The sequence below is a fragment of the Rummeliibacillus sp. BSL5 genome (genome assembly GCF_052928305.1).
The window spans coordinates 1-16,883 of sequence record NZ_JAVGCV010000002.1 but is presented as its reverse complement, the minus strand read 5'-3'; the positions used below and the strand labels follow the sequence as shown (position 1 = coordinate 16,883).

Here is a 16,883-nt window from a genome sequence, read left to right as displayed (position 1 = left end):
TATGTCACTCACTCTCTATGTTAAACTAAAGAAAATGATAAGTTAGGTGATGTATATGGCGAAAATAAGATTAGACTCATCCATTACTACGATAGTGCCTGATTTTAAAATCGGCATGATCCATTATACCAAAATAATCGTCTCCGAATCTCCTCAAATGATTAAAGGACGGACACAATTGTATCAAGAAAACCTTTATCTAGAATTACAGGAATCACCTGTCACGGAAAGACCCGGCATATCAGAATGGCGTAAAACCTGGAAGGCGCTTGGTGCTGACCCCAATCGCTATAGACTCTCAGCGGAAAGCCTTTTACGACGAATTGCAAAGCAAAACTATTTGCAACCTTTCCACTCTGCAGTAGATCTGAACAATTTCTTTTCGCTTCAATATGAGATTCCAGTAGGAATTTATGATGCAGACCTTATTCAAGGTGACATTGAGATTGCCCTTGGCGATGAGTATACAGGATACGAGGGTTTGAACGGACGTTATAATTCTTTAAAAGGAATAGCCTATTCAAAAGATAACGAAGGACCATTTGGGAGTCCATTCGTTGATTCTAAACGAACAGCAGTCACGGAACAAACGACTAATGCCATCCAGTTATTCTATCTTCGCCCTTCTTTATCGGAGGAAGAAAGTATGAAGCTACTTGGCGCTGCTGGGAATATGTTTTCTCAAATACATGGAGGAGATTATACAATAGGTCTTCTTTCAACAACTCAACCAGAAATTGAACTATAAAAAAACATATAAAAGCACGAATCAATCCAATGATTCGTGCTTTTCTTCCCCTTTGAAAATTCAGCATATACCTTCTATCCCGTCAATTCCTAAACCAGGAGTATTCGAAAATGTAATATGAGCCCCGTTGTATTGAATCCCTCCACGTAATAAATCCATGGTTAACATCAGTGGAGCATCAAAATCATAATACTCAACATTAGGCTGGCTTGCTGCAAAATGGGCGGCCGCTCCAACCCCAAGCTTTGTTTCAATCATGCTTCCCACCATGCAAATCATATCTTGGCTTTGTGCTAATGCAGCAAGCTTCAAGGCTTGATAGATACCGCCTGTTTTCATTAATTTAATATTCATCATATCTGCGGCACGCATGTGAATAATTTCTTTCGCATCGTAAATAGAAAAGACACTTTCATCCGCCATGATAGGTGTGAGTGTGTGATCCGTCACGTATTTCAGTGATGCCAAATCATGTGCTGGCACAGGCTGTTCGACAATCTCAATTCCAAGTCCCCTCTGTTCCATCTCACGGATTGCTTTTACCGCGTCTTTCGCAGACCAGCCTTGATTGGCATCAATTCGAATCTTAGGATTGGGTCCAATAGCTTGCCGGATCGCTTCAAGCCTCAATATATCCTCTTTGATTTCTCCAATTCCGACTTTAACTTTTAAAGTATGGAAGCCATCCTGAACATATTTTTTGGCATCCAACGCCATCATCTCAGGAGCATTAACGCTCACTGTATAATCTGTCGTAATAGAATTCTTGGCGCCACCTAAATACTGATATAACGGCAAGTTAGCGCTTTGTGCCAGCAAATCATAAATAGCCATATCAACAGCTGCTTTTGCGCTCGTATTGCCAACCATAGAACGGTGCAGCGTATGGAAAAGCCTTTCATAATTGTGCAAATCACTGCCAATAATTAAGGGTGCAAATACTTCTTCTACAGCAAATTGGATACTTGAAAGAGACTCGCCCGTAATAACATGCGTTGGCGGTGCTTCTCCTACACCATACAAACCATTTTCCAGTGTGATTTTTATATAGATTGCCTCTGCTACATTGACTGTACGTAGGGCTGTTTTGAATGGATTTTTTAATGGAATGGCAACTTTATACGTATCGACCGACTGAATCTTCAAGGTGGCTTCCTCCTATCGAACGCCTGGTTGAATTGAAAATGTTCTCTCATCCGCATCCAAAAAGGCATGCGCTCCAAGCGGGACTGCAAAATGCGGTTGACAATGCCCTATTTTCACATCTTTCACTATGGGTACATGCAAATCATCAAAGTAATGTCCAAATACCTCATCTAATGTCTGTGACTCTTTTCTTTTCGGCTCAGCATGCGAGAAATCACCAATAATAATACCCGCTACTCCCTGCAGTTTCCCCGCCAAGCGCAGCTGGTTCAGCATACCGTCTACTCGATACGGTTCCTCATCTATATCTTCAATCAATAAAATTTTGCCGAACGTTTCCAACTCATAAGGTGTTCCTATACTACTGGCCAGCAAACTCAGATTGCCGCCTGTGAGTTCGCCTTGGCATTGACCAGGCATAAATGTTTGGATAGGACCGAATGTGTCATCATAGTGAAGTATACTCGGAGCAAATAATTGCTGAAACATTTCCGCAGATTTCTCTTGAAATGTACCTTTGCCTACATCAGATGCAAGCATAGGGCCATGGAATGTCATTATATCAGCATATTTTCCGATAGCGGTATGTAAGTATGTAATATCAGAATAGCCCCAAAAAACTTTAGGATTTTGCGATATCAAGTCAAAATCAATTCGGTCGGCATACCGTGCAGTACCGTAACCGCCACAAGCACAAAAAATACCGGCAATATCAGGTGCCGCAAACATTTGGTGCAAGTCGTTCAAGCGCTCGTCATCTGTCCCCGCCAAATAGCCGTCTACATTCAAGAGTGAATCCCCAAATCTATAATCCAAACCAAGTTCTTGGAGGAACTCTAAGGATTTATTCAAGAACTTTTCATTTGGCGGGCTTGCTGGTGCGATAATGCCAATTGTATCGCCCCGCTGCAATCTCTTCACCTGTCTCTTCATTCGCTTTATTTCCCCTTCCTAAAAATGCATGCTGATGATGGGTGAAATTAATCTCAACTATAAAAAAGATCGGGCTTCCTCCAATAGAAAGTCCGATCTTTTTCTGCCTATTCCACCCCTGGCAAAATCGCCAACTCTTTATTGTCCGCATCCAATATTGCATCTACTCCTAAAGGTATGCCGACATTTAGCTCATCATGACCTATTTTAAAACCGCTCACAACAGGAATATTCATATGGCCAAAATAACTATCCAATAACTCATGAAAAGTCGGTGAATCTTCATATTCCCGCTGATTTGTTTCGACAAAGTCGCCAACTACAATGCCGGCAACTCTTTCAAACTTCCTCGCTTGTTTCAGCTGATTTAAAAGTGAGTCAATTTGTGCTGGCTCCAGCCCGATATCTTCAATCAACAATATCTTGCCATCAGTATTGATTTCAAATTTCGTTGCCAAGCTATTTACAAGCAAGGTCAGATTGCCGCCTGTCAATTCACCTCGCGCACGCCCACCTGAAATGGTCGTAAGTTTCGATATACTTTCATCATAGTAAATCTCCGCAGGCTCAAACAATTGGTTGAACATGAGCTTTGTACGCTCTGCTACTTGTTCGCGTCCAATGCTAGACAGTGTCGGACCATGGAAAGTAACCAGATCCGCATACATACCAATTGCTGTATGTAAAAATGTAATATCTGAAAAGCCCCAAAAAATCTTAGGGTTCTCTTCCAATAGTAAGTAATCGATTCGATCTGCTATTCTAGCTGCTCCATAACCGCCACTTGCACAGAATATGGCCTTGATTGTTGGATCCTCTACCATCTCTTGCAAATCAGCGGCACGTTCTCGGTCTGTGCCTGCCAAATAATGCTCCCGGCGTTGGATCGTATTGCCCAGCACATATCGCAAGCCGAGTTCTTCGAGGAAATCGAGGGCTTTAGTTAACCTTTCAATATTCGGTGGGCTAGATGGCGCGATAATACCAACTGTATCACCCTTTTGTAAACGTTTTGGACGTATTTTCATCATTGCAGCTCCTAAACAAGTAATTTCTTCTTTACTTTAGCAATAAACAGGCAAATTGGCTACAAAACCACTCGCTTCACAAAACAAAAAAGCAGGACATCGCCTGCTCCTACACACTCTTTCGCTTCCATTCTCCTGTTTCAGGAATATCCACTATTTCGATGCCAATACCTTGTTCTTTATTATATATAATCCATTTATCCTTCTCGCGCTCTACCGCTCTATTTTGCCATTCTAGCCAACCGCAATTGGCACAATGACTTTCAACATAGCTGTGTCGATTCAGGTCTTGATGATGAAAAATCGTTTTTGTTTCGCAATTATAGCAAAAAAGAATTTTAGAATCAGTACTCGCTTGCATAGAATCCCTCCATCGTTTTTTCCCTATGCTCGGCAAATAGAGGAAAAATTATACACATAAATCTCACTGTTTTGTACACATTAAAACGAGGAGGTGACTAGTTATGAGCAAAAACAACAAAGCAACAATCAATACGAGAACTCATAATCCTTTTGATGTCTATCAAAGCACAGACCACAATGTCAGCAACAGCAATAACAATAATCCAAATGACAATATTAATGAAGAGTTCGGTCCTGAGTTTGATTCCAAGGCAAAAAATAAAAACAATAGTATCAACCACAACAAAACACAACAAACGAATAAAAAGTAATACAAAAGAGCCTGAGATGGGCTCTTTTTAGATTATTACTATCTCCATAGAGAAAATACATTGCACTTATCATACATCTGCGAAATAATTGAGTATGATAGTTCTGAGGAATTACTACATATAGGAGGATGGTGGGCAATTTGCCGTGTAAAAGCTGTATTATAAATGAGTTAGAATATGAATTTAAGCTTGAAGGCACCCGTAATATTGCGATGCGTGAAGAAGTCATCAATCATTTGAAAAGAAGAAAGATAAAACTAAGTGCTTCTGAAAATGCATTGCTAGTAGGTGAAAGTGGTGTGAAAGAGTTAATGGACTTCTTCTATCACCATATGACACCAGAAGAGGTTACCTTTCGAGTAGATCAACAAGCATGGCAAGCTCTTTCTGCTATCGATCAATATTTAAATAGTGATTGGGTCGATAATGTGATAAAAGACGAAAGAGTATCATGCCACTTCCAGCCAATTGTTGATAGAAATGAAGAAACATATGCCTATGAAATTCTTTCGAGATTTCTAGATGAAAATGATCAGATGATTTTTCCAAATGAACTATTTAATGCAGCCAAAAAAAGAGGCAGGCTTTATGCACTGGACCGCTTATGCAGAATGAACGCAGTTAAAAACTCTGCCGCCATAAATAAGAAAGTATTCATCAATTTTATTCCAACTTCTATTTACTCGCCTGAACACTGTTTAGCAACAACTGTGGCCCTTGCAAAAAAACTAGGCATAGAACCACACCAATTTGTATTTGAAGTAGTGGAATCTGAGCAAGTAGAAGACCTAGACCATCTAAAAAGAATACTTACTTATTATAAAGAAAGAGGCTTTGAATATGCACTGGATGATGTAGGTGCAGGCTTTAATACCATCGATTCAGTAGCTGCTCTCAAACCGCATTATATAAAGCTGGATATGAAATATGTACAAGGCGTAGCGGCTGATCCATTAAAACAAAAAACAGCCCTGGCCTTTTTACATAAAGCAAATGAAGTAGGCACTACTCCCCTTGCAGAAGGTGTAGAAGAACGAGAAGACTTTGAATGGTTAAAACAACAAGGTTATCAGCTATTCCAAGGATATCTATTTGGAAAGCCTTCTCCTGTGCCTCAATAAGAAAAAGCTAGCCTGTTAATAAGGCTAGCTTTTGTTTTGATTACTCACCTTATCGTGAATATTTTCAGAATAGCTATGCGTATTCATCCAGTCCATTTCTTCCTCAAAGAGGACTTCACTTTTCCGGCTCTTTATCCATTCATATAAATCTCTGATCTCCTTATAGTCTTCCTTGTAACGTATAAGGAACTCTAATCCTGTGATTAGATCATCACTTACTATTTTTCTTTTTCTTTTTAACATACTCTTTAATCGTTCTATTACTGCTGGAATTGCAGTTTCATTTCCATGTCTATTAATCGCTAACATGGCATAGCCTTTAACATAAACAGACCTATCCTGTAAGGCTTTTAAAAAAACCGGAAGTAATGAAGAGTTTCCTAATTCAATTAAAGCCCCTATAGCTGTACATTTAACATCACCTTTAGGATGATTAAGTAAATTTATAAGATGAGGAATAGCTCTATCTGAACCTATCTCTGAAAGAACGCTGCTTGCATAAATTAAATCATATTCATCTGAGGATTCTGAAATAATTTGAATGAGTGCGTCCTCAGCTATCTTATTTTTACATCCATTTAATGCCTCAATAGCAGTATGTCGGATAGAGGAACGGTCATCATTGAGAAATTTAATAATAATGGTTGAGTATTCTTCTACATTCCTTTGTTCTGCAAGCGCATTTAGAATTTGCTCTAGCACATATTTATTCGTTTCTGTTTCAAGTCCTTTCAGTAGAATATCAGCAACATGCCTTTCCTCAGTATTAGTTCCAATTTTACCAAGTATAAAATAGATATGCATCCTAGTTTCTCGATCTTTCGTTTTCTCTAATAAATTGGCAAGATAAGGAATCATCGTAATATCTTCTAATTCCTCTGCTTGTCGATAAGCAAGCCATGATGGAGAATCTTCGTTAGTAAAACTTTCCTCTTTGTAGATATGTTCATCACTGGCCATGTCGTTTATTAAATTTAGTAATTCTTTTTCAGTCATCATAGGTCTCTCCCTTTCCGATATTCTGGAGCAGTAAGTAGCACAAGTTAATACTCATATATGTATAGATAAAGCCTTACTAGATATCTAAAAGTTTACACGTTCTTTATTGCTGATTGAACTTTTAGTTTTATTTATTTAGGATGTGTGAATCTTTATATTTATTGCATATAAAAAGCTAGCCAATTTATAATGGCTAGCTTCTTTTTTATTGTTGTCCATTCTTAACCCATTGTGCAACGTTCACAGTACGTTTGGCCTGATATTTAACTGATGCTTCAACATCTTCTACCATTTTGTCATCTTGTCCGACCGTCACACTTGTTCCATATGGATTGCCGCCTGCTTTAAATAGCACAGGATCACTGTAGCCAGGTGCTGCAATGATAGCTCCCCAATGCATCATCGATGTATAAAGTGATAACAGTGTCGCTTCTTGGCCACCATGTGGGTTTTGTGCAGAGGTCATGGCACTGACAACCTTGTTTACAGTTTTACCTGAAGCCCATAAACCGCCTTGTGTGTCTAAAAATTGCTTCAGCTGAGAAGCCATTGTTCCAAAACGTGTCGGCACACTAAAGATAATACCATCCGCCCACTCAATATCCTCAGACTTAGCAACTGGAATATCCTTAATCATTTCGGTTGTTTTCTTCCATTTTTCATTATTCTCAACTACTGATTGAGGTGCGAGCTCTTCAACCTTCAAGATTCTTACCTCTGCACCTGCTTCTTCTGCCCCTTCTTTTGCCCATTTGGCAAGCTGATAATTCGTACCGCCCATTGTGTAGAAAATCACTGCTAACTTTACTTTAGACATTTCTTCCTCTCCTTTTTTGTAGATAGTATATTTATACCCAAATAAAAGAAGTTTCAATATTTAAAACAACAGGTTATTAAAGACAGAATACATTCAAATCCGTTTCTCACTTTATGTAACTTAATAATCTATCCAAAGAATCTATTTCAGCGTCTGGTATTATTTCGGTATCATTTTCAAGCATATAAGGATTGAACCAGATGCCTTTTATATTTGCGCTTTGACAACCACCAATATCTTTTTCGATGTGATCTCCGACAAATAGCACTTCTTCCGGTTGCACACTCAGCTTATTTAATGCTATTTCGAATATCCGCTTGTCTGGTTTACTAAAGCCTGCTTCTTCAGAAATAACTACTATCTCAAAGCAACTATTCAAATTGGTGTTCATTATTTTAGCTTTTTGTCTCTCAGCCAAGCCGTTTGTAATAATGGCAACTTTCATATGTCTCTTAATAGTATTTACAATATCAATTGTATGTTGGTCTATAGAAAAGCAACGAGGAAAATGATTATTCCAAAACTCTTGAATGTCGCTGTGTGGCAATCTATATTTTGGTGGGAAATTATCAAAGAATGATTCAAGAACCTTTGTTTTATCGCTATAACCATAATCTCTTTTGTCATAGACCTTAAATTTCCTTAACATCTGCTGTTGTACTGAATGTTCAACTTCCTCATAACACTTTTCTAAAACTAAGCAGAACATTTTATCTACTGCTCTATTCCGATTCAGCAACGTATCATCTACATCAAAGAGCATTGCCTTATAACCGCTCAATTAACCACACTGCCTTTCTATACAATACATACTATAAATTTACCTATGCCGATCTTTCCTTGCCTTTATAGCCGTAATACGCGCATGTACCATTTGGGGTTAGATCTTTTACCTCAAAACCACATTTTTCATAAAAGCTAAAATTGTTTGCAGAAGTATGGGCAAACCAATCACCATGCGGAAGTTTTTGAACACAAAGCTCCACAAGTTTTTTAGCTATACCTTTTCCGCGATACTCTGATAAAACGACTAAGTCCATTATGTTAGCTGCCATAATTTGATCTGAAAGGGCTCTGACCATACCAATCATTTGATTTTGATTCCAAACAGTAAATGCGCAGGTAGAGTTTTTGAAAATATGTGAATATTGCTCTTTTTGCCAAGTTGGAGTATTCCTTGCCCATCCCGCGCATCTTCAAACAATGTCTCAACACTTTCAGCAGGAATCCCATCTGTTCCCTCTCTTATGACTACCCCATTAAAATATTGATACACGCTACCCCCTCCCATTTAATAGTTATATATACGACTTATTGGTGATAATCTCCTTTATTGTTCTACTTAAGTTATTCCAAAAGAAAAAAGCATTACCCGTTGCCTTCGTCTAAATTTTCAATGAATCCGCTTTGTTTAAAACCATTAGCTTTAAAAACTTTTTGCATTTTTTTATTTGATTGATTAGTAGAAGAGAATATTTTCTTAGTTGGAGCAATGCTTATAAAGTACTCAATAAGCGATGTAGCATACCTTTTTCGCCTTTCAGTTAGTTTAACGATGACTAAAGAAATAAAGCTACATTCAAAGAAATGAGTATCATAAATTAAAAAACCAACAATAGAATTATTATCTTTAACTACTATACATCTCCCTTCATCGATAGCTTTTTTAATGGACTGACGTCTACTATCGTTTCCGATTACCTCTATATCGATGTTTACAATCTCATCTAACTTAATGAGGTTAGGTTTACTTATATGCAAAATTTTCTCCTCCACAAGTCAATTTCTATTCAGTTCCTTTTATACAGGTAAAACTCAACATAAAGATCAGATTTCCTTTAACTATTAAACAGATTAGTAATGGTAAATTCGTTTGCCTTACCGTTTTAAATTCTCCTTCACTAAAATCAGGTAGACATACTTTTAAGTCAAATAAAAAAACGTTTCTTACAAAATGTAAGAAACGCCTATTCATCGCTTATTTATAAATGATTTCCCTTAACGTCATTGGGAGCTCTTCAAAGTAAATAACTCTGACATTTTCGCATAATACGGTCCCGCTAGGCGCCCTACCGGCTTAAGTTTAGACAAATCTACTTTTCCATCCTTGTATAGTGTATCTTCAATGTGTATTTTAACGACACGACCAATAACGAGGTTTGATGATCCAGGACCTTCTCCAAATTTCAGCATATTCTCTAACACACATTCCATTTGTATAGGACTTTCTTTAACTCGATACGGCAACACTTTCGAGCTGGGTATAGGTGTTAGACCGGTCTCTTGAAACTCATCTATGTCAGGCGCAAATTCTATGGATGTATCATGTACTTTCGTTACAATACCCTCCGTAACCATATTAATCACAAATTGTCCCGTCTCTTCAATGTTGAGTGTCGTATCTTTCTTCGTACCATCTTCGGGTCGAATCAAGGGGGCAAAGGCCACCATAAATGGCGAAGGACATACCCCGCAAAAATTACTGAACGGCGCAAGATTAGGAATACCTCCCTTTGAAATAGTAGAGACCAAAGCAATCGGTCTAGGCAAGATAGAGCCTGTATATAATTTGTAACTGTCTTTCCACGTAAGCTTTTCTGGAATAATTTCCACGTTGATTCATCCTCTCTTGATTATCTCTTATCTAAAAAAGATTGATTAATGATACATTCAGAAGTCATACAATTCCTCCTACATTATTATGGCTACAGTATACAAATTAGAGTCGACTCGAAGTCAAGAAGGTATTTTAAAAACTATAAATACTTGACTTAGAGTTAGCTCTAAGGTGTATGATAACTTCAATTCAGTATTACATAGGAGGATGCATCACATGCTCACCATTAGCCAAGTGTCAGAAAGAACAGGTTTAACCCCATATACATTGCGTTATTACGAGAAAATCGGAGTTCTGAAAGGTCCGAGTCGAAGAGAAGGAGGAGCCCGGGCCTACTCCGAGAGCGAAGTATCATATATACAGTGTCTGACTAATCTAAAGAAGATAGGCCTATCACTTGAAGAGATTACAGAATTCACTCGTGAGGGTTGTGTGATGGAAAAAATACAATTAGGGGAAGACCCTACAAAATATACTCAGACGTTAAATAAACGAACAGAAATACTTTCGAAATATCTGATGGACCTAGAAGCTAAGCAGCAGGAATTAGAGCACATGATTTCACTTACAAAAGAAAAATTATCCGGTTATTTCGAGCTTTCTAAAGAGAGCAACGAAGTACCGATTTAAGTAGGATCTTGAGTATTACTTGAAAATATGTCGATACTGCATATTCATAAGAAAAGCCACGAAACGTTGATTTTACAACATTCGTGGCTTTTAATTTACTCCAGTGATTCTCAATTCTTACGGAATTATAAGTGTACGATGTCCGCACAAATAGTTTGGATTGCTCTTGGCCTTCTCAAAGTAAAGCATTTACCATTTGCTCTGAGTAGTTTTTAATTAGTTTGATATCATATAGATTAAAAATACGTTTATTAGATTAACTCTATACTTCTAGGAAGAACGAATACCTTCAAAAGCATTTAATATTAATTGTCGTACATATGATTCATCTAATGGTTCGCCAGTCACAAGTAATCGATAGAAAATCGGTCCGTAAATTAAATCAATACATATATCAATATCGATACTTTTTTTCAATTCACCACGTTGAATTCCTTTTTCCAAAAGACTCTTTGCTTCAAGTCGGCGGGGGTGGAAATATCGTGCACGATAGGCATCTGCTAATCCGGAATCAAACTGGCCTTCACCTAATAATTGCGTAATTATCGTCCCCTCCCGACTCGTCAAAAATATAGTTAAATTTGTAGCGTGAGTTAAAATATCATTGTATGCCGAACCAGTATCAGGCACAGGCAATCTTTCAGAGGCAGCATAAAGGAAACCATCCATCACTACTGCAGCCTTGTTTGGCCACCATTTATAAATAGTTGCTTTGCTAACCTGAGCATATTTGGCGATTTTATCAACTGTGAGAGCTTGAAACCCATTTTCCAACAATAAATCATAAGAAGCTGACAGAATTGACTTTTGTGCTTCTAAGTTACGTGGTCTGCCTCTTTTTCCATTCATCATAATTACCAACTTTCTTTGGAATTAATAAACTGTATGTTCAGTATAACAATTTAATATTAAAACAGAAAGTTTGAATTCCCTATTTACAAAACTAAACGTTCAGTATATTATATGGTTAATCATTTTATAAACTGCACGTTTAGTATTATAAAATGAAAACAATAAAATCTAATATGGAGGGAATCTAACCCACGGTATTGTTTATTGTTAAGCAATATATATTCCATAGAAGGAGTTGTACTAAATGATTGATTTAAAGAAACAAACAATTGAAAAGAAGATTCCAACTTGGTTAACCATTCTTATGGCTACCGCATGTGGTATCATTGTAGCTAATTTATATTACGCACAGCCTCTTGTTGGGATAATTAGCTCATCAGTCGGTTTGTCAGCAAACACTTCTGGCTTAATTGTTACGTTAACCCAAATTGGATACGTTGTCGGTTTATTGTTTATCGTGCCTTTAGGAGATATTTTTGAAAATCGAAAGCTGATAGTCTCCTCTTTACTTATCACGGCAGTAGCCCTTGTAATTACAGCAATGACGAAACAAATATTTCTATTCTTATTTGCTTTGTTTGTCATAGGTTTAGGTTCGGTTGCTGCGCAAGTACTTGTTCCCTTTGCATCATATCTATCATCCGATTCTTCACGCGGTCGTGTTGTCGGCAATGTCATGAGCGGTCTGTTACTCGGAATCATGCTATCACGCCCCTTGTCGAGCCTAGTTGCTGATTTTTTTGGTTGGCATGCTATATTTATTTTATCTGCCATAGCTATTATGGTTTTGGCTATTGTACTTTCAAAGGTATTACCTAGAAGAAAGCCATCAACGGACACTCACTATATAGCTCTCCTCAAATCTATGTGGTATTTGTTACGAACAACACCAATATTACGTCGCCGGGCTGCATATCATGCAGGTGTGTTTGCATCTTTTAGTTTATTTTGGACAACAGTTCCTCAACTGTTAACTAGCCAATCATTTCATTTTTCTCAGAAAGAAGTTGCATTATTTGCCCTTGTCGGAGTTGCTGGTGCAGTAGCTGCGCCTATTACAGGACGAATTGCAGATCGTGGAGTGACGAAACTTGCAACTGGGATAGCACTTCTTACGGTTGTCATTTCTCTTTTATTACCGATTATTATCCATACTAACTCACCTATTGGTATAGCTATACTAGTAATTTCATCTTTATTGTTAGACGCTGGTGTATCCGCAAATCTTGTACTCAGTCAACGTGCGCTTTTCTCGTTGAGTCCAGAAGTTCGTAATCGTCTGAATGGTCTATTCATGGCAATGTTCTTTTTTGGTGGTGCAATTGGATCGGCAATTGGCGGCTGGGCCTACTCAATGGGTGGATGGAGCACTGCATTATGGATTGGAATAATTCCTTCTATACTTTCCTTATTATATTTTGCTACTGAAAAAAATAATGCTAAGTAGTTTTAATACTAAATAAAATAAGCGAATTTGGAATTACTAACTTCCAAATTCGCTTTATTCTTAATTACGTCAAACTAATTTATATACAATATAATGCACATAAACGCAGTAAACACTGGCATTATGTGTTCTTATTATTTACTTTTATTAATGTTCTCTTTTCGCTGACCAACCTTCATACTTTCCGTTATACTTCTTTGAATATAAAGACATCAATTCAGTTTGATAATCAATCATTGCAAGTGCTTCAGTCTTTATGGCTTTAAGAACAATACAATCAAGTTGATTTTTGTCAATTTCAATTTTAAATCCTGTTTGTTTCATCTCATATACACATTTCTCTGCATCTTCTTGTGGTATTTCAAGTTGATGAGTAATTATGCATGTATTGCCTCCATATAAATTAATCTCTGTTTCATTTTCTCTAAATGTATTGGTTATAAGTCTATCTTCCATTTCAGTAGATGATTCAGAGTAATTAAATAACCCTTCCTCAAAAATATGGTCAATTTGTATACGATTATAGTCTAAGATCCATTTTCTAAATTTATGATATAAAGGCAATAGATTTTCTTTATTTAAACCATAAACATCACATCCACGGTCATCATACATGTGCAATAATGTATTCTGTGATAAATTCAGCAAATAAACATTTCCCATTATGCTAGGCTTTCTCGCAAAATCCTGATTACTAATTGCTTGAAAAAGATAATCTCTACGGATAGACTCCTTTTTAACCTTTAAACTGTATAGAGTTGTCCTCATTTCAATATCCTCTTCATCAAACTCATAAGGTACTGTTTTGCAACTTAATCCATATATTAATTTTTTGTCTTTAAGGAAACGTTGTATATTAGGCAAATCTTTTCCACTATATTCAACAGATTCATTAATAGCTGTAATAAACATAATCGTATCTTTCGTATCAAAAAGAAAGTCAAAAATAGAAAATATACGATGATAAATTTCTTTAAAATATTCTTTGCCTTCTAGTTCGACAAGCCCTAGTTCAAAACGAAGCCAATATTTTGAGTTATTCTTCAATTGGTTTAATAGCTCCATCTTTAAACTCCCTTAATTATTACTTCACTACTTTAATACCCTGATTATACCAGAACCCGAAGATGTGAAAATTTATAATCAAAAAAATGTAAGGACTGTATTGAAGAAAAGTAAGAAACGTTTAGTCGCCATTTGGGAAACGTCTACTAAATTTTTTCTAAGATTGTTTTAACAAAATGAGTCTTATCCTCTGCATATTTATGTTTATTACTTTTATTTAATTCCGATAATTTGAGTTTAAGTTGTTCATATTCAATTCTTGCTTCGTCATTGTTTCTCAAATAATCTCTGAATTTCAATTGTTCGTGTAAATATTTGTTTCCACTTTGATACATATGGATTTGATGAGTTCTTGGTTCACCTTTACTGAAATAGTGTCTGTCAGGTAAAATGTTTGTCCCTTTATATGAATAACCTATCTTTTCTAAGGAAGAAACGTAATTCTCACCTTCGTTAAAATCATTGATTTCCACTGCAATATCAATAATTGGTTTCGCACTTAGTTTTTTTACAGCCGTGCTACCAATATGATGAATTTCCACAATGTTATCACCAATTTCTTTTTGAATTTTCTTTTTTCTAATAAAAATTCTCTTTCCCATTCTTGTGTCCATGGAGTTAGAAAAACTTCTCCTTTGGGTAATCCTAACACTTTATCACTCCTTATTTATCCTGATTGCTTTTTCCACATTAGAATGTAATATCACAAATATATTCGGAATATTTTTTGCTTGTATTCTCTAACATTTATTTCACACTAATTCAGTAAATCAATAATAGACAGTGTTTCAATAATTAATTCAATTATACACATTGCTACTTTTTTATTTGTCTTTATTTGATAACAGGGTGTGGAAACAATTTTATGTATACAAAAAAGTTCCTTACAAATGTAAGGAACTTTTAGTCATCGCTTGGCAAACGATGTGATGATACCGGTGGTCGGGGTCGAACCGACACTCCAAAGGAACACGATTTTGAGTCGTGCGCGTCTGCCAATTCCGCCACACCGGCATGATGTGTTTATATAGTTTAATTAACTATATGGAGGCGGCAACCGGATTTGAACCGGTGAATAAAGGTTTTGCAGACCTTTGCCTTACCACTTGGCTATGCCGCCTTGGCATTATAAAATATATGGAGCGGAAGACGGGGTTCGAACCCGCGACCCCCACCTTGGCAAGGTGATGTTCTACCACTGAACTACTTCCGCATATATAACTGGGGTACCTGGATTCGAACCAGGGCATGACGGAATCAAAATCCGTTGCCTTACCGCTTGGCTATACCCCAAAATGGGGCGACTGAAGGGGATCGAACCCTCGAATGCCGGAACCACAATCCGGTGTGTTAACCACTTCACCACAATCGCCATTGTATTAAAGGAAAACCTAATCTTTACATTTTATATATGGGGCGGCTGAAGGGGATCGAACCCTCGAATGCCGGAACCACAATCCGGTGTGTTCACCACTTCACCACAGCCGCCGTTATGTAAATTTAAAGGTTTTATATTGGCAGGGGCAGTAGGAATCGAACCCACATCAAAGGTTTTGGAGACCTCTATTCTACCGTTAAACTATGCCCCTGTAAAGAATGGTGGAGGGGGGCAGATTCGAACTGCCGAACCCGAAGGAGCGGATTTACAGTCCGCCGCGTTTAGCCTCTTCGCTACCCCTCCAGAATGGTGCCGGCGAAAGGAGTCGAACCCTCGACCTACTGATTACAAGTCAGTTGCTCTACCAACTGAGCTACACCGGCAAAAATTATTATGGTGGGTCGGGACAGAATCGAACTGCCGACACTTAGAGCTTCAATCTAATGCTCTACCAACTGAGCTACCGACCCATAATAACTTTAAATATTATAATTTAAAATGGCGGTCCGGACGGGACTCGAACCCGCGACCTCCTGCGTGACAGGCAGGCATTCTAACCAGCTGAACTACCGGACCATTTTGGTTGCGGGGGCAGGATTTGAACCTGCGACCTTCGGGTTATGAGCCCGACGAGCTACCGAACTGCTCCACCCCGCGATAATAATATATGCTTATTTGATTGATAAAGTTCTTAAAATGGTGGAGGATGACGGGATCGAACCGCCGACCCTCTGCTTGTAAGGCAGATGCTCTCCCAGCTGAGCTAATCCTCCGAAAATGGTGACCCCTACGGGATTCGAACCCGTGTTACCGCCGTGAAAGGGCGGTGTCTTAACCGCTTGACCAAGGGGCCATATGTATTGAAAAGTCATGGCGGAGAGTAAGGGATTTGAACCCTTGAGACAGGGTTACCCGCCTACACGATTTCCAATCGTGCTCCTTCGGCCACTCGGACAACTCTCCAAAAAAATGGCTCCGAAGGCAGGACTCGAACCTGCGACCCTCTGATTAACAGTCAGATGCTACTACCAACTGAGCTACTTCGGAATAATAAAATCAACAGCCTAGCGACGTCCTACTCTCGCAGGGGGAAGCCCCCAACTACCATCGGCGCTAAAGAGCTTAACTTCTGTGTTCGGCATGAGAACAGGTGTGACCTCTTTGCCATCATCACTAGACATGTTATTTCTCAAAGACAAGAATTATTATATCACTTTTTTCTAATTAAGTCAACTACTTTTTTAGAAAAAATTTTCTTGTTCTTTCAAAACTGGATAAACGTGAATTGAAGGTTCTTAAGAAATTTGGTTAAGTCCTCGATCGATTAGTATTCGTCAGCTCCATGTGTCGCCACACTTCCACCTCGAACCTATCTACCTCATCGTCTTTGAGGGATCTTACTTACTTGCGTAATGGGAAATCTCATCT

16 protein-coding genes, 16 tRNA genes, 2 rRNA genes and 2 pseudogenes are annotated in these 16,883 nt (G+C 37.9%); 5 read left to right on the top strand and 31 right to left on the bottom strand.

The window, feature by feature from the left end:
• Nucleotides 1-55: 55 nt before the first annotated feature.
• Nucleotides 56-748, top strand: a complete 693-nt coding sequence (locus tag RCJ93_RS10585) for a B3/B4 domain-containing protein (protein ID WP_446738982.1) — start codon at nucleotides 56-58, stop codon at nucleotides 746-748.
• 60 nt (nucleotides 749-808) lie between these two features.
• Here RCJ93_RS10585 and RCJ93_RS10580 read toward each other — a convergent pair whose 3' ends face one another.
• The 4 genes from RCJ93_RS10580 to RCJ93_RS10565 form a co-directional block, all read right to left on the bottom strand.
• Nucleotides 809-1,894: a mandelate racemase/muconate lactonizing enzyme family protein gene (locus RCJ93_RS10580; protein ID WP_150284984.1), complete on the bottom strand. Its 1,086-nt coding sequence runs from the start codon at nucleotides 1,892-1,894 to the stop codon at nucleotides 809-811.
• Nucleotides 1,895-1,906: 12 nt separating this feature from the next.
• Nucleotides 1,907-2,827, bottom strand: coding sequence for a S66 peptidase family protein (locus tag RCJ93_RS10575; protein WP_150284983.1), 921 nt, complete (start codon nucleotides 2,825-2,827; stop codon nucleotides 1,907-1,909).
• Nucleotides 2,828-2,934: 107 nt separating this feature from the next.
• A complete protein-coding gene (locus RCJ93_RS10570; protein WP_150284982.1) occupies nucleotides 2,935-3,855 on the bottom strand; it encodes a S66 peptidase family protein in 921 nt (306 codons plus the stop codon).
• Nucleotides 3,856-3,964: 109 nt separating this feature from the next.
• Nucleotides 3,965-4,216, bottom strand: a complete 252-nt coding sequence (locus RCJ93_RS10565; protein WP_150284981.1) for a hypothetical protein — start codon at nucleotides 4,214-4,216, stop codon at nucleotides 3,965-3,967.
• A 103-nt stretch (nucleotides 4,217-4,319) separates the two neighbouring features.
• Between RCJ93_RS10565 and RCJ93_RS10560 the strand changes: the two genes are divergently transcribed.
• Both RCJ93_RS10560 and RCJ93_RS10555 read left to right on the top strand, forming a co-directional pair.
• Nucleotides 4,320-4,529 (top strand): hypothetical protein, encoded by a 210-nt coding sequence (locus tag RCJ93_RS10560; protein ID WP_066789666.1) that lies wholly within the window; start codon nucleotides 4,320-4,322, stop codon nucleotides 4,527-4,529.
• Nucleotides 4,530-4,660: 131 nt separating this feature from the next.
• On the top strand, nucleotides 4,661-5,650 hold the full coding sequence (locus tag RCJ93_RS10555) for an EAL domain-containing protein (protein ID WP_370454671.1): 990 nt from the start codon (nucleotides 4,661-4,663) through the stop codon (nucleotides 5,648-5,650).
• Nucleotides 5,651-5,674: 24 nt separating this feature from the next.
• On the opposite strand, the gene RCJ93_RS10550 is transcribed toward RCJ93_RS10555, so the two are convergent.
• From RCJ93_RS10550 to RCJ93_RS10525, 6 genes and pseudogenes are all read right to left on the bottom strand, one after another.
• Nucleotides 5,675-6,646 carry a HEAT repeat domain-containing protein gene (locus RCJ93_RS10550; RefSeq protein ID WP_190323460.1) on the bottom strand — a complete coding sequence of 324 codons (972 nt, stop codon included), beginning with the start codon at nucleotides 6,644-6,646 and terminating at the stop codon, nucleotides 5,675-5,677.
• A 208-nt stretch (nucleotides 6,647-6,854) separates the two neighbouring features.
• Nucleotides 6,855-7,466, bottom strand: coding sequence for an NAD(P)H:quinone oxidoreductase (gene wrbA, locus RCJ93_RS10545; protein WP_147196164.1), 612 nt, complete (start codon nucleotides 7,464-7,466; stop codon nucleotides 6,855-6,857).
• A gap of 106 nt (nucleotides 7,467-7,572) precedes the next feature.
• On the bottom strand, nucleotides 7,573-8,229 hold the full coding sequence (locus RCJ93_RS10540) for an HAD family hydrolase (RefSeq protein WP_150285133.1): 657 nt from the start codon (nucleotides 8,227-8,229) through the stop codon (nucleotides 7,573-7,575).
• A 57-nt stretch (nucleotides 8,230-8,286) separates the two neighbouring features.
• Nucleotides 8,287-8,742, bottom strand: a pseudogene (locus tag RCJ93_RS10535) (GNAT family N-acetyltransferase).
• Between the two features lie 92 nt (nucleotides 8,743-8,834).
• Complete coding sequence (locus tag RCJ93_RS10530; RefSeq protein ID WP_446738981.1) at nucleotides 8,835-9,227, bottom strand: GNAT family N-acetyltransferase; 393 nt, start codon at nucleotides 9,225-9,227, stop codon at nucleotides 8,835-8,837.
• A 243-nt stretch (nucleotides 9,228-9,470) separates the two neighbouring features.
• On the bottom strand, nucleotides 9,471-10,079 hold the full coding sequence (locus tag RCJ93_RS10525; protein WP_446738980.1) for a flavin reductase family protein: 609 nt from the start codon (nucleotides 10,077-10,079) through the stop codon (nucleotides 9,471-9,473).
• A gap of 220 nt (nucleotides 10,080-10,299) precedes the next feature.
• Between RCJ93_RS10525 and RCJ93_RS10520 the strand changes: the two genes are divergently transcribed.
• Complete coding sequence (locus RCJ93_RS10520) at nucleotides 10,300-10,713, top strand: MerR family transcriptional regulator (RefSeq protein WP_150284977.1); 414 nt, start codon at nucleotides 10,300-10,302, stop codon at nucleotides 10,711-10,713.
• 270 nt (nucleotides 10,714-10,983) lie between these two features.
• Here RCJ93_RS10520 and RCJ93_RS10515 read toward each other — a convergent pair whose 3' ends face one another.
• Nucleotides 10,984-11,562 carry a TetR/AcrR family transcriptional regulator gene (locus RCJ93_RS10515; protein ID WP_150284976.1) on the bottom strand — a complete coding sequence of 193 codons (579 nt, stop codon included), beginning with the start codon at nucleotides 11,560-11,562 and terminating at the stop codon, nucleotides 10,984-10,986.
• A gap of 247 nt (nucleotides 11,563-11,809) precedes the next feature.
• Between RCJ93_RS10515 and RCJ93_RS10510 the strand changes: the two genes are divergently transcribed.
• Nucleotides 11,810-13,012 carry an MFS transporter gene (locus RCJ93_RS10510; RefSeq protein ID WP_446738979.1) on the top strand — a complete coding sequence of 401 codons (1,203 nt, stop codon included), beginning with the start codon at nucleotides 11,810-11,812 and terminating at the stop codon, nucleotides 13,010-13,012.
• A 147-nt stretch (nucleotides 13,013-13,159) separates the two neighbouring features.
• On the opposite strand, the gene RCJ93_RS10505 is transcribed toward RCJ93_RS10510, so the two are convergent.
• The 20 genes and pseudogenes from RCJ93_RS10505 to RCJ93_RS10410 form a co-directional block, all read right to left on the bottom strand.
• Nucleotides 13,160-14,077, bottom strand: coding sequence for a DUF3885 domain-containing protein (locus tag RCJ93_RS10505; protein WP_150284974.1), 918 nt, complete (start codon nucleotides 14,075-14,077; stop codon nucleotides 13,160-13,162).
• Between the two features lie 146 nt (nucleotides 14,078-14,223).
• A pseudogene (locus tag RCJ93_RS10500) lies at nucleotides 14,224-14,729 on the bottom strand (GrpB family protein).
• Nucleotides 14,730-15,010: 281 nt separating this feature from the next.
• Nucleotides 15,011-15,091, bottom strand: a tRNA-Leu gene (locus RCJ93_RS10495).
• A gap of 31 nt (nucleotides 15,092-15,122) precedes the next feature.
• A tRNA-Cys gene (locus tag RCJ93_RS10490) sits at nucleotides 15,123-15,197 on the bottom strand.
• 18 nt (nucleotides 15,198-15,215) lie between these two features.
• Nucleotides 15,216-15,290 (bottom strand) — tRNA-Gly (locus RCJ93_RS10485).
• An 8-nt stretch (nucleotides 15,291-15,298) separates the two neighbouring features.
• Nucleotides 15,299-15,370, bottom strand: a tRNA-Gln gene (locus RCJ93_RS10480).
• Nucleotides 15,371-15,373: 3 nt separating this feature from the next.
• Nucleotides 15,374-15,449, bottom strand: a tRNA-His gene (locus RCJ93_RS10475).
• A 40-nt stretch (nucleotides 15,450-15,489) separates the two neighbouring features.
• Nucleotides 15,490-15,565: transfer RNA gene (locus RCJ93_RS10470), tRNA-His, on the bottom strand.
• A gap of 27 nt (nucleotides 15,566-15,592) precedes the next feature.
• Nucleotides 15,593-15,666, bottom strand: a tRNA-Trp gene (locus RCJ93_RS10465).
• Nucleotides 15,667-15,674: 8 nt separating this feature from the next.
• Nucleotides 15,675-15,758 (bottom strand) — tRNA-Tyr (locus RCJ93_RS10460).
• Nucleotides 15,759-15,762: 4 nt separating this feature from the next.
• A tRNA-Thr gene (locus RCJ93_RS10455) sits at nucleotides 15,763-15,838 on the bottom strand.
• A gap of 11 nt (nucleotides 15,839-15,849) precedes the next feature.
• Nucleotides 15,850-15,925: transfer RNA gene (locus RCJ93_RS10450), tRNA-Phe, on the bottom strand.
• A gap of 29 nt (nucleotides 15,926-15,954) precedes the next feature.
• A tRNA-Asp gene (locus RCJ93_RS10445) sits at nucleotides 15,955-16,031 on the bottom strand.
• Nucleotides 16,032-16,035: 4 nt separating this feature from the next.
• Nucleotides 16,036-16,112: transfer RNA gene (locus tag RCJ93_RS10440), tRNA-Met, on the bottom strand.
• A 40-nt stretch (nucleotides 16,113-16,152) separates the two neighbouring features.
• Nucleotides 16,153-16,228 (bottom strand) — tRNA-Val (locus RCJ93_RS10435).
• Between the two features lie 5 nt (nucleotides 16,229-16,233).
• Nucleotides 16,234-16,308: transfer RNA gene (locus tag RCJ93_RS10430), tRNA-Glu, on the bottom strand.
• Nucleotides 16,309-16,326: 18 nt separating this feature from the next.
• A tRNA-Ser gene (locus RCJ93_RS10425) sits at nucleotides 16,327-16,418 on the bottom strand.
• A gap of 7 nt (nucleotides 16,419-16,425) precedes the next feature.
• Nucleotides 16,426-16,502, bottom strand: a tRNA-Asn gene (locus RCJ93_RS10420).
• Between the two features lie 15 nt (nucleotides 16,503-16,517).
• Nucleotides 16,518-16,633, bottom strand: a 5S ribosomal RNA gene (gene rrf / locus RCJ93_RS10415).
• 126 nt (nucleotides 16,634-16,759) lie between these two features.
• A 23S ribosomal RNA gene (locus tag RCJ93_RS10410) occupies nucleotides 16,760-16,883 on the bottom strand; the annotation flags it as partial.

What these genes read in the sequence shown, in the direction of transcription:
- RCJ93_RS10585 (WP_446738982.1), top strand. Translation starts at nt 56, where the DNA reads ATGGCGAAAATAAGATTAGACTCATCCATTACTACGATAGTGCCTGAT.
- RCJ93_RS10575 (WP_150284983.1), bottom strand. Translation starts at nt 2,827, where the DNA reads ATGAAGAGACAGGTGAAGAGATTGCAGCGGGGCGATACAATTGGCATT.
- RCJ93_RS10570 (WP_150284982.1), bottom strand. Translation starts at nt 3,855, where the DNA reads ATGAAAATACGTCCAAAACGTTTACAAAAGGGTGATACAGTTGGTATT.
- RCJ93_RS10565 (WP_150284981.1), bottom strand. Translation starts at nt 4,216, where the DNA reads ATGCAAGCGAGTACTGATTCTAAAATTCTTTTTTGCTATAATTGCGAA.
- RCJ93_RS10560 (WP_066789666.1), top strand. Translation starts at nt 4,320, where the DNA reads ATGAGCAAAAACAACAAAGCAACAATCAATACGAGAACTCATAATCCT.
- RCJ93_RS10550 (WP_190323460.1), bottom strand. Translation starts at nt 6,646, where the DNA reads ATGACTGAAAAAGAATTACTAAATTTAATAAACGACATGGCCAGTGAT.
- wrbA (WP_147196164.1), bottom strand. Translation starts at nt 7,466, where the DNA reads ATGTCTAAAGTAAAGTTAGCAGTGATTTTCTACACAATGGGCGGTACG.
- RCJ93_RS10540 (WP_150285133.1), bottom strand. Translation starts at nt 8,229, where the DNA reads ATGCTCTTTGATGTAGATGATACGTTGCTGAATCGGAATAGAGCAGTA.
- RCJ93_RS10520 (WP_150284977.1), top strand. Translation starts at nt 10,300, where the DNA reads ATGCTCACCATTAGCCAAGTGTCAGAAAGAACAGGTTTAACCCCATAT.
- RCJ93_RS10515 (WP_150284976.1), bottom strand. Translation starts at nt 11,562, where the DNA reads ATGAATGGAAAAAGAGGCAGACCACGTAACTTAGAAGCACAAAAGTCA.
- RCJ93_RS10510 (WP_446738979.1), top strand. Translation starts at nt 11,810, where the DNA reads ATGATTGATTTAAAGAAACAAACAATTGAAAAGAAGATTCCAACTTGG.
- RCJ93_RS10505 (WP_150284974.1), bottom strand. Translation starts at nt 14,077, where the DNA reads ATGGAGCTATTAAACCAATTGAAGAATAACTCAAAATATTGGCTTCGT.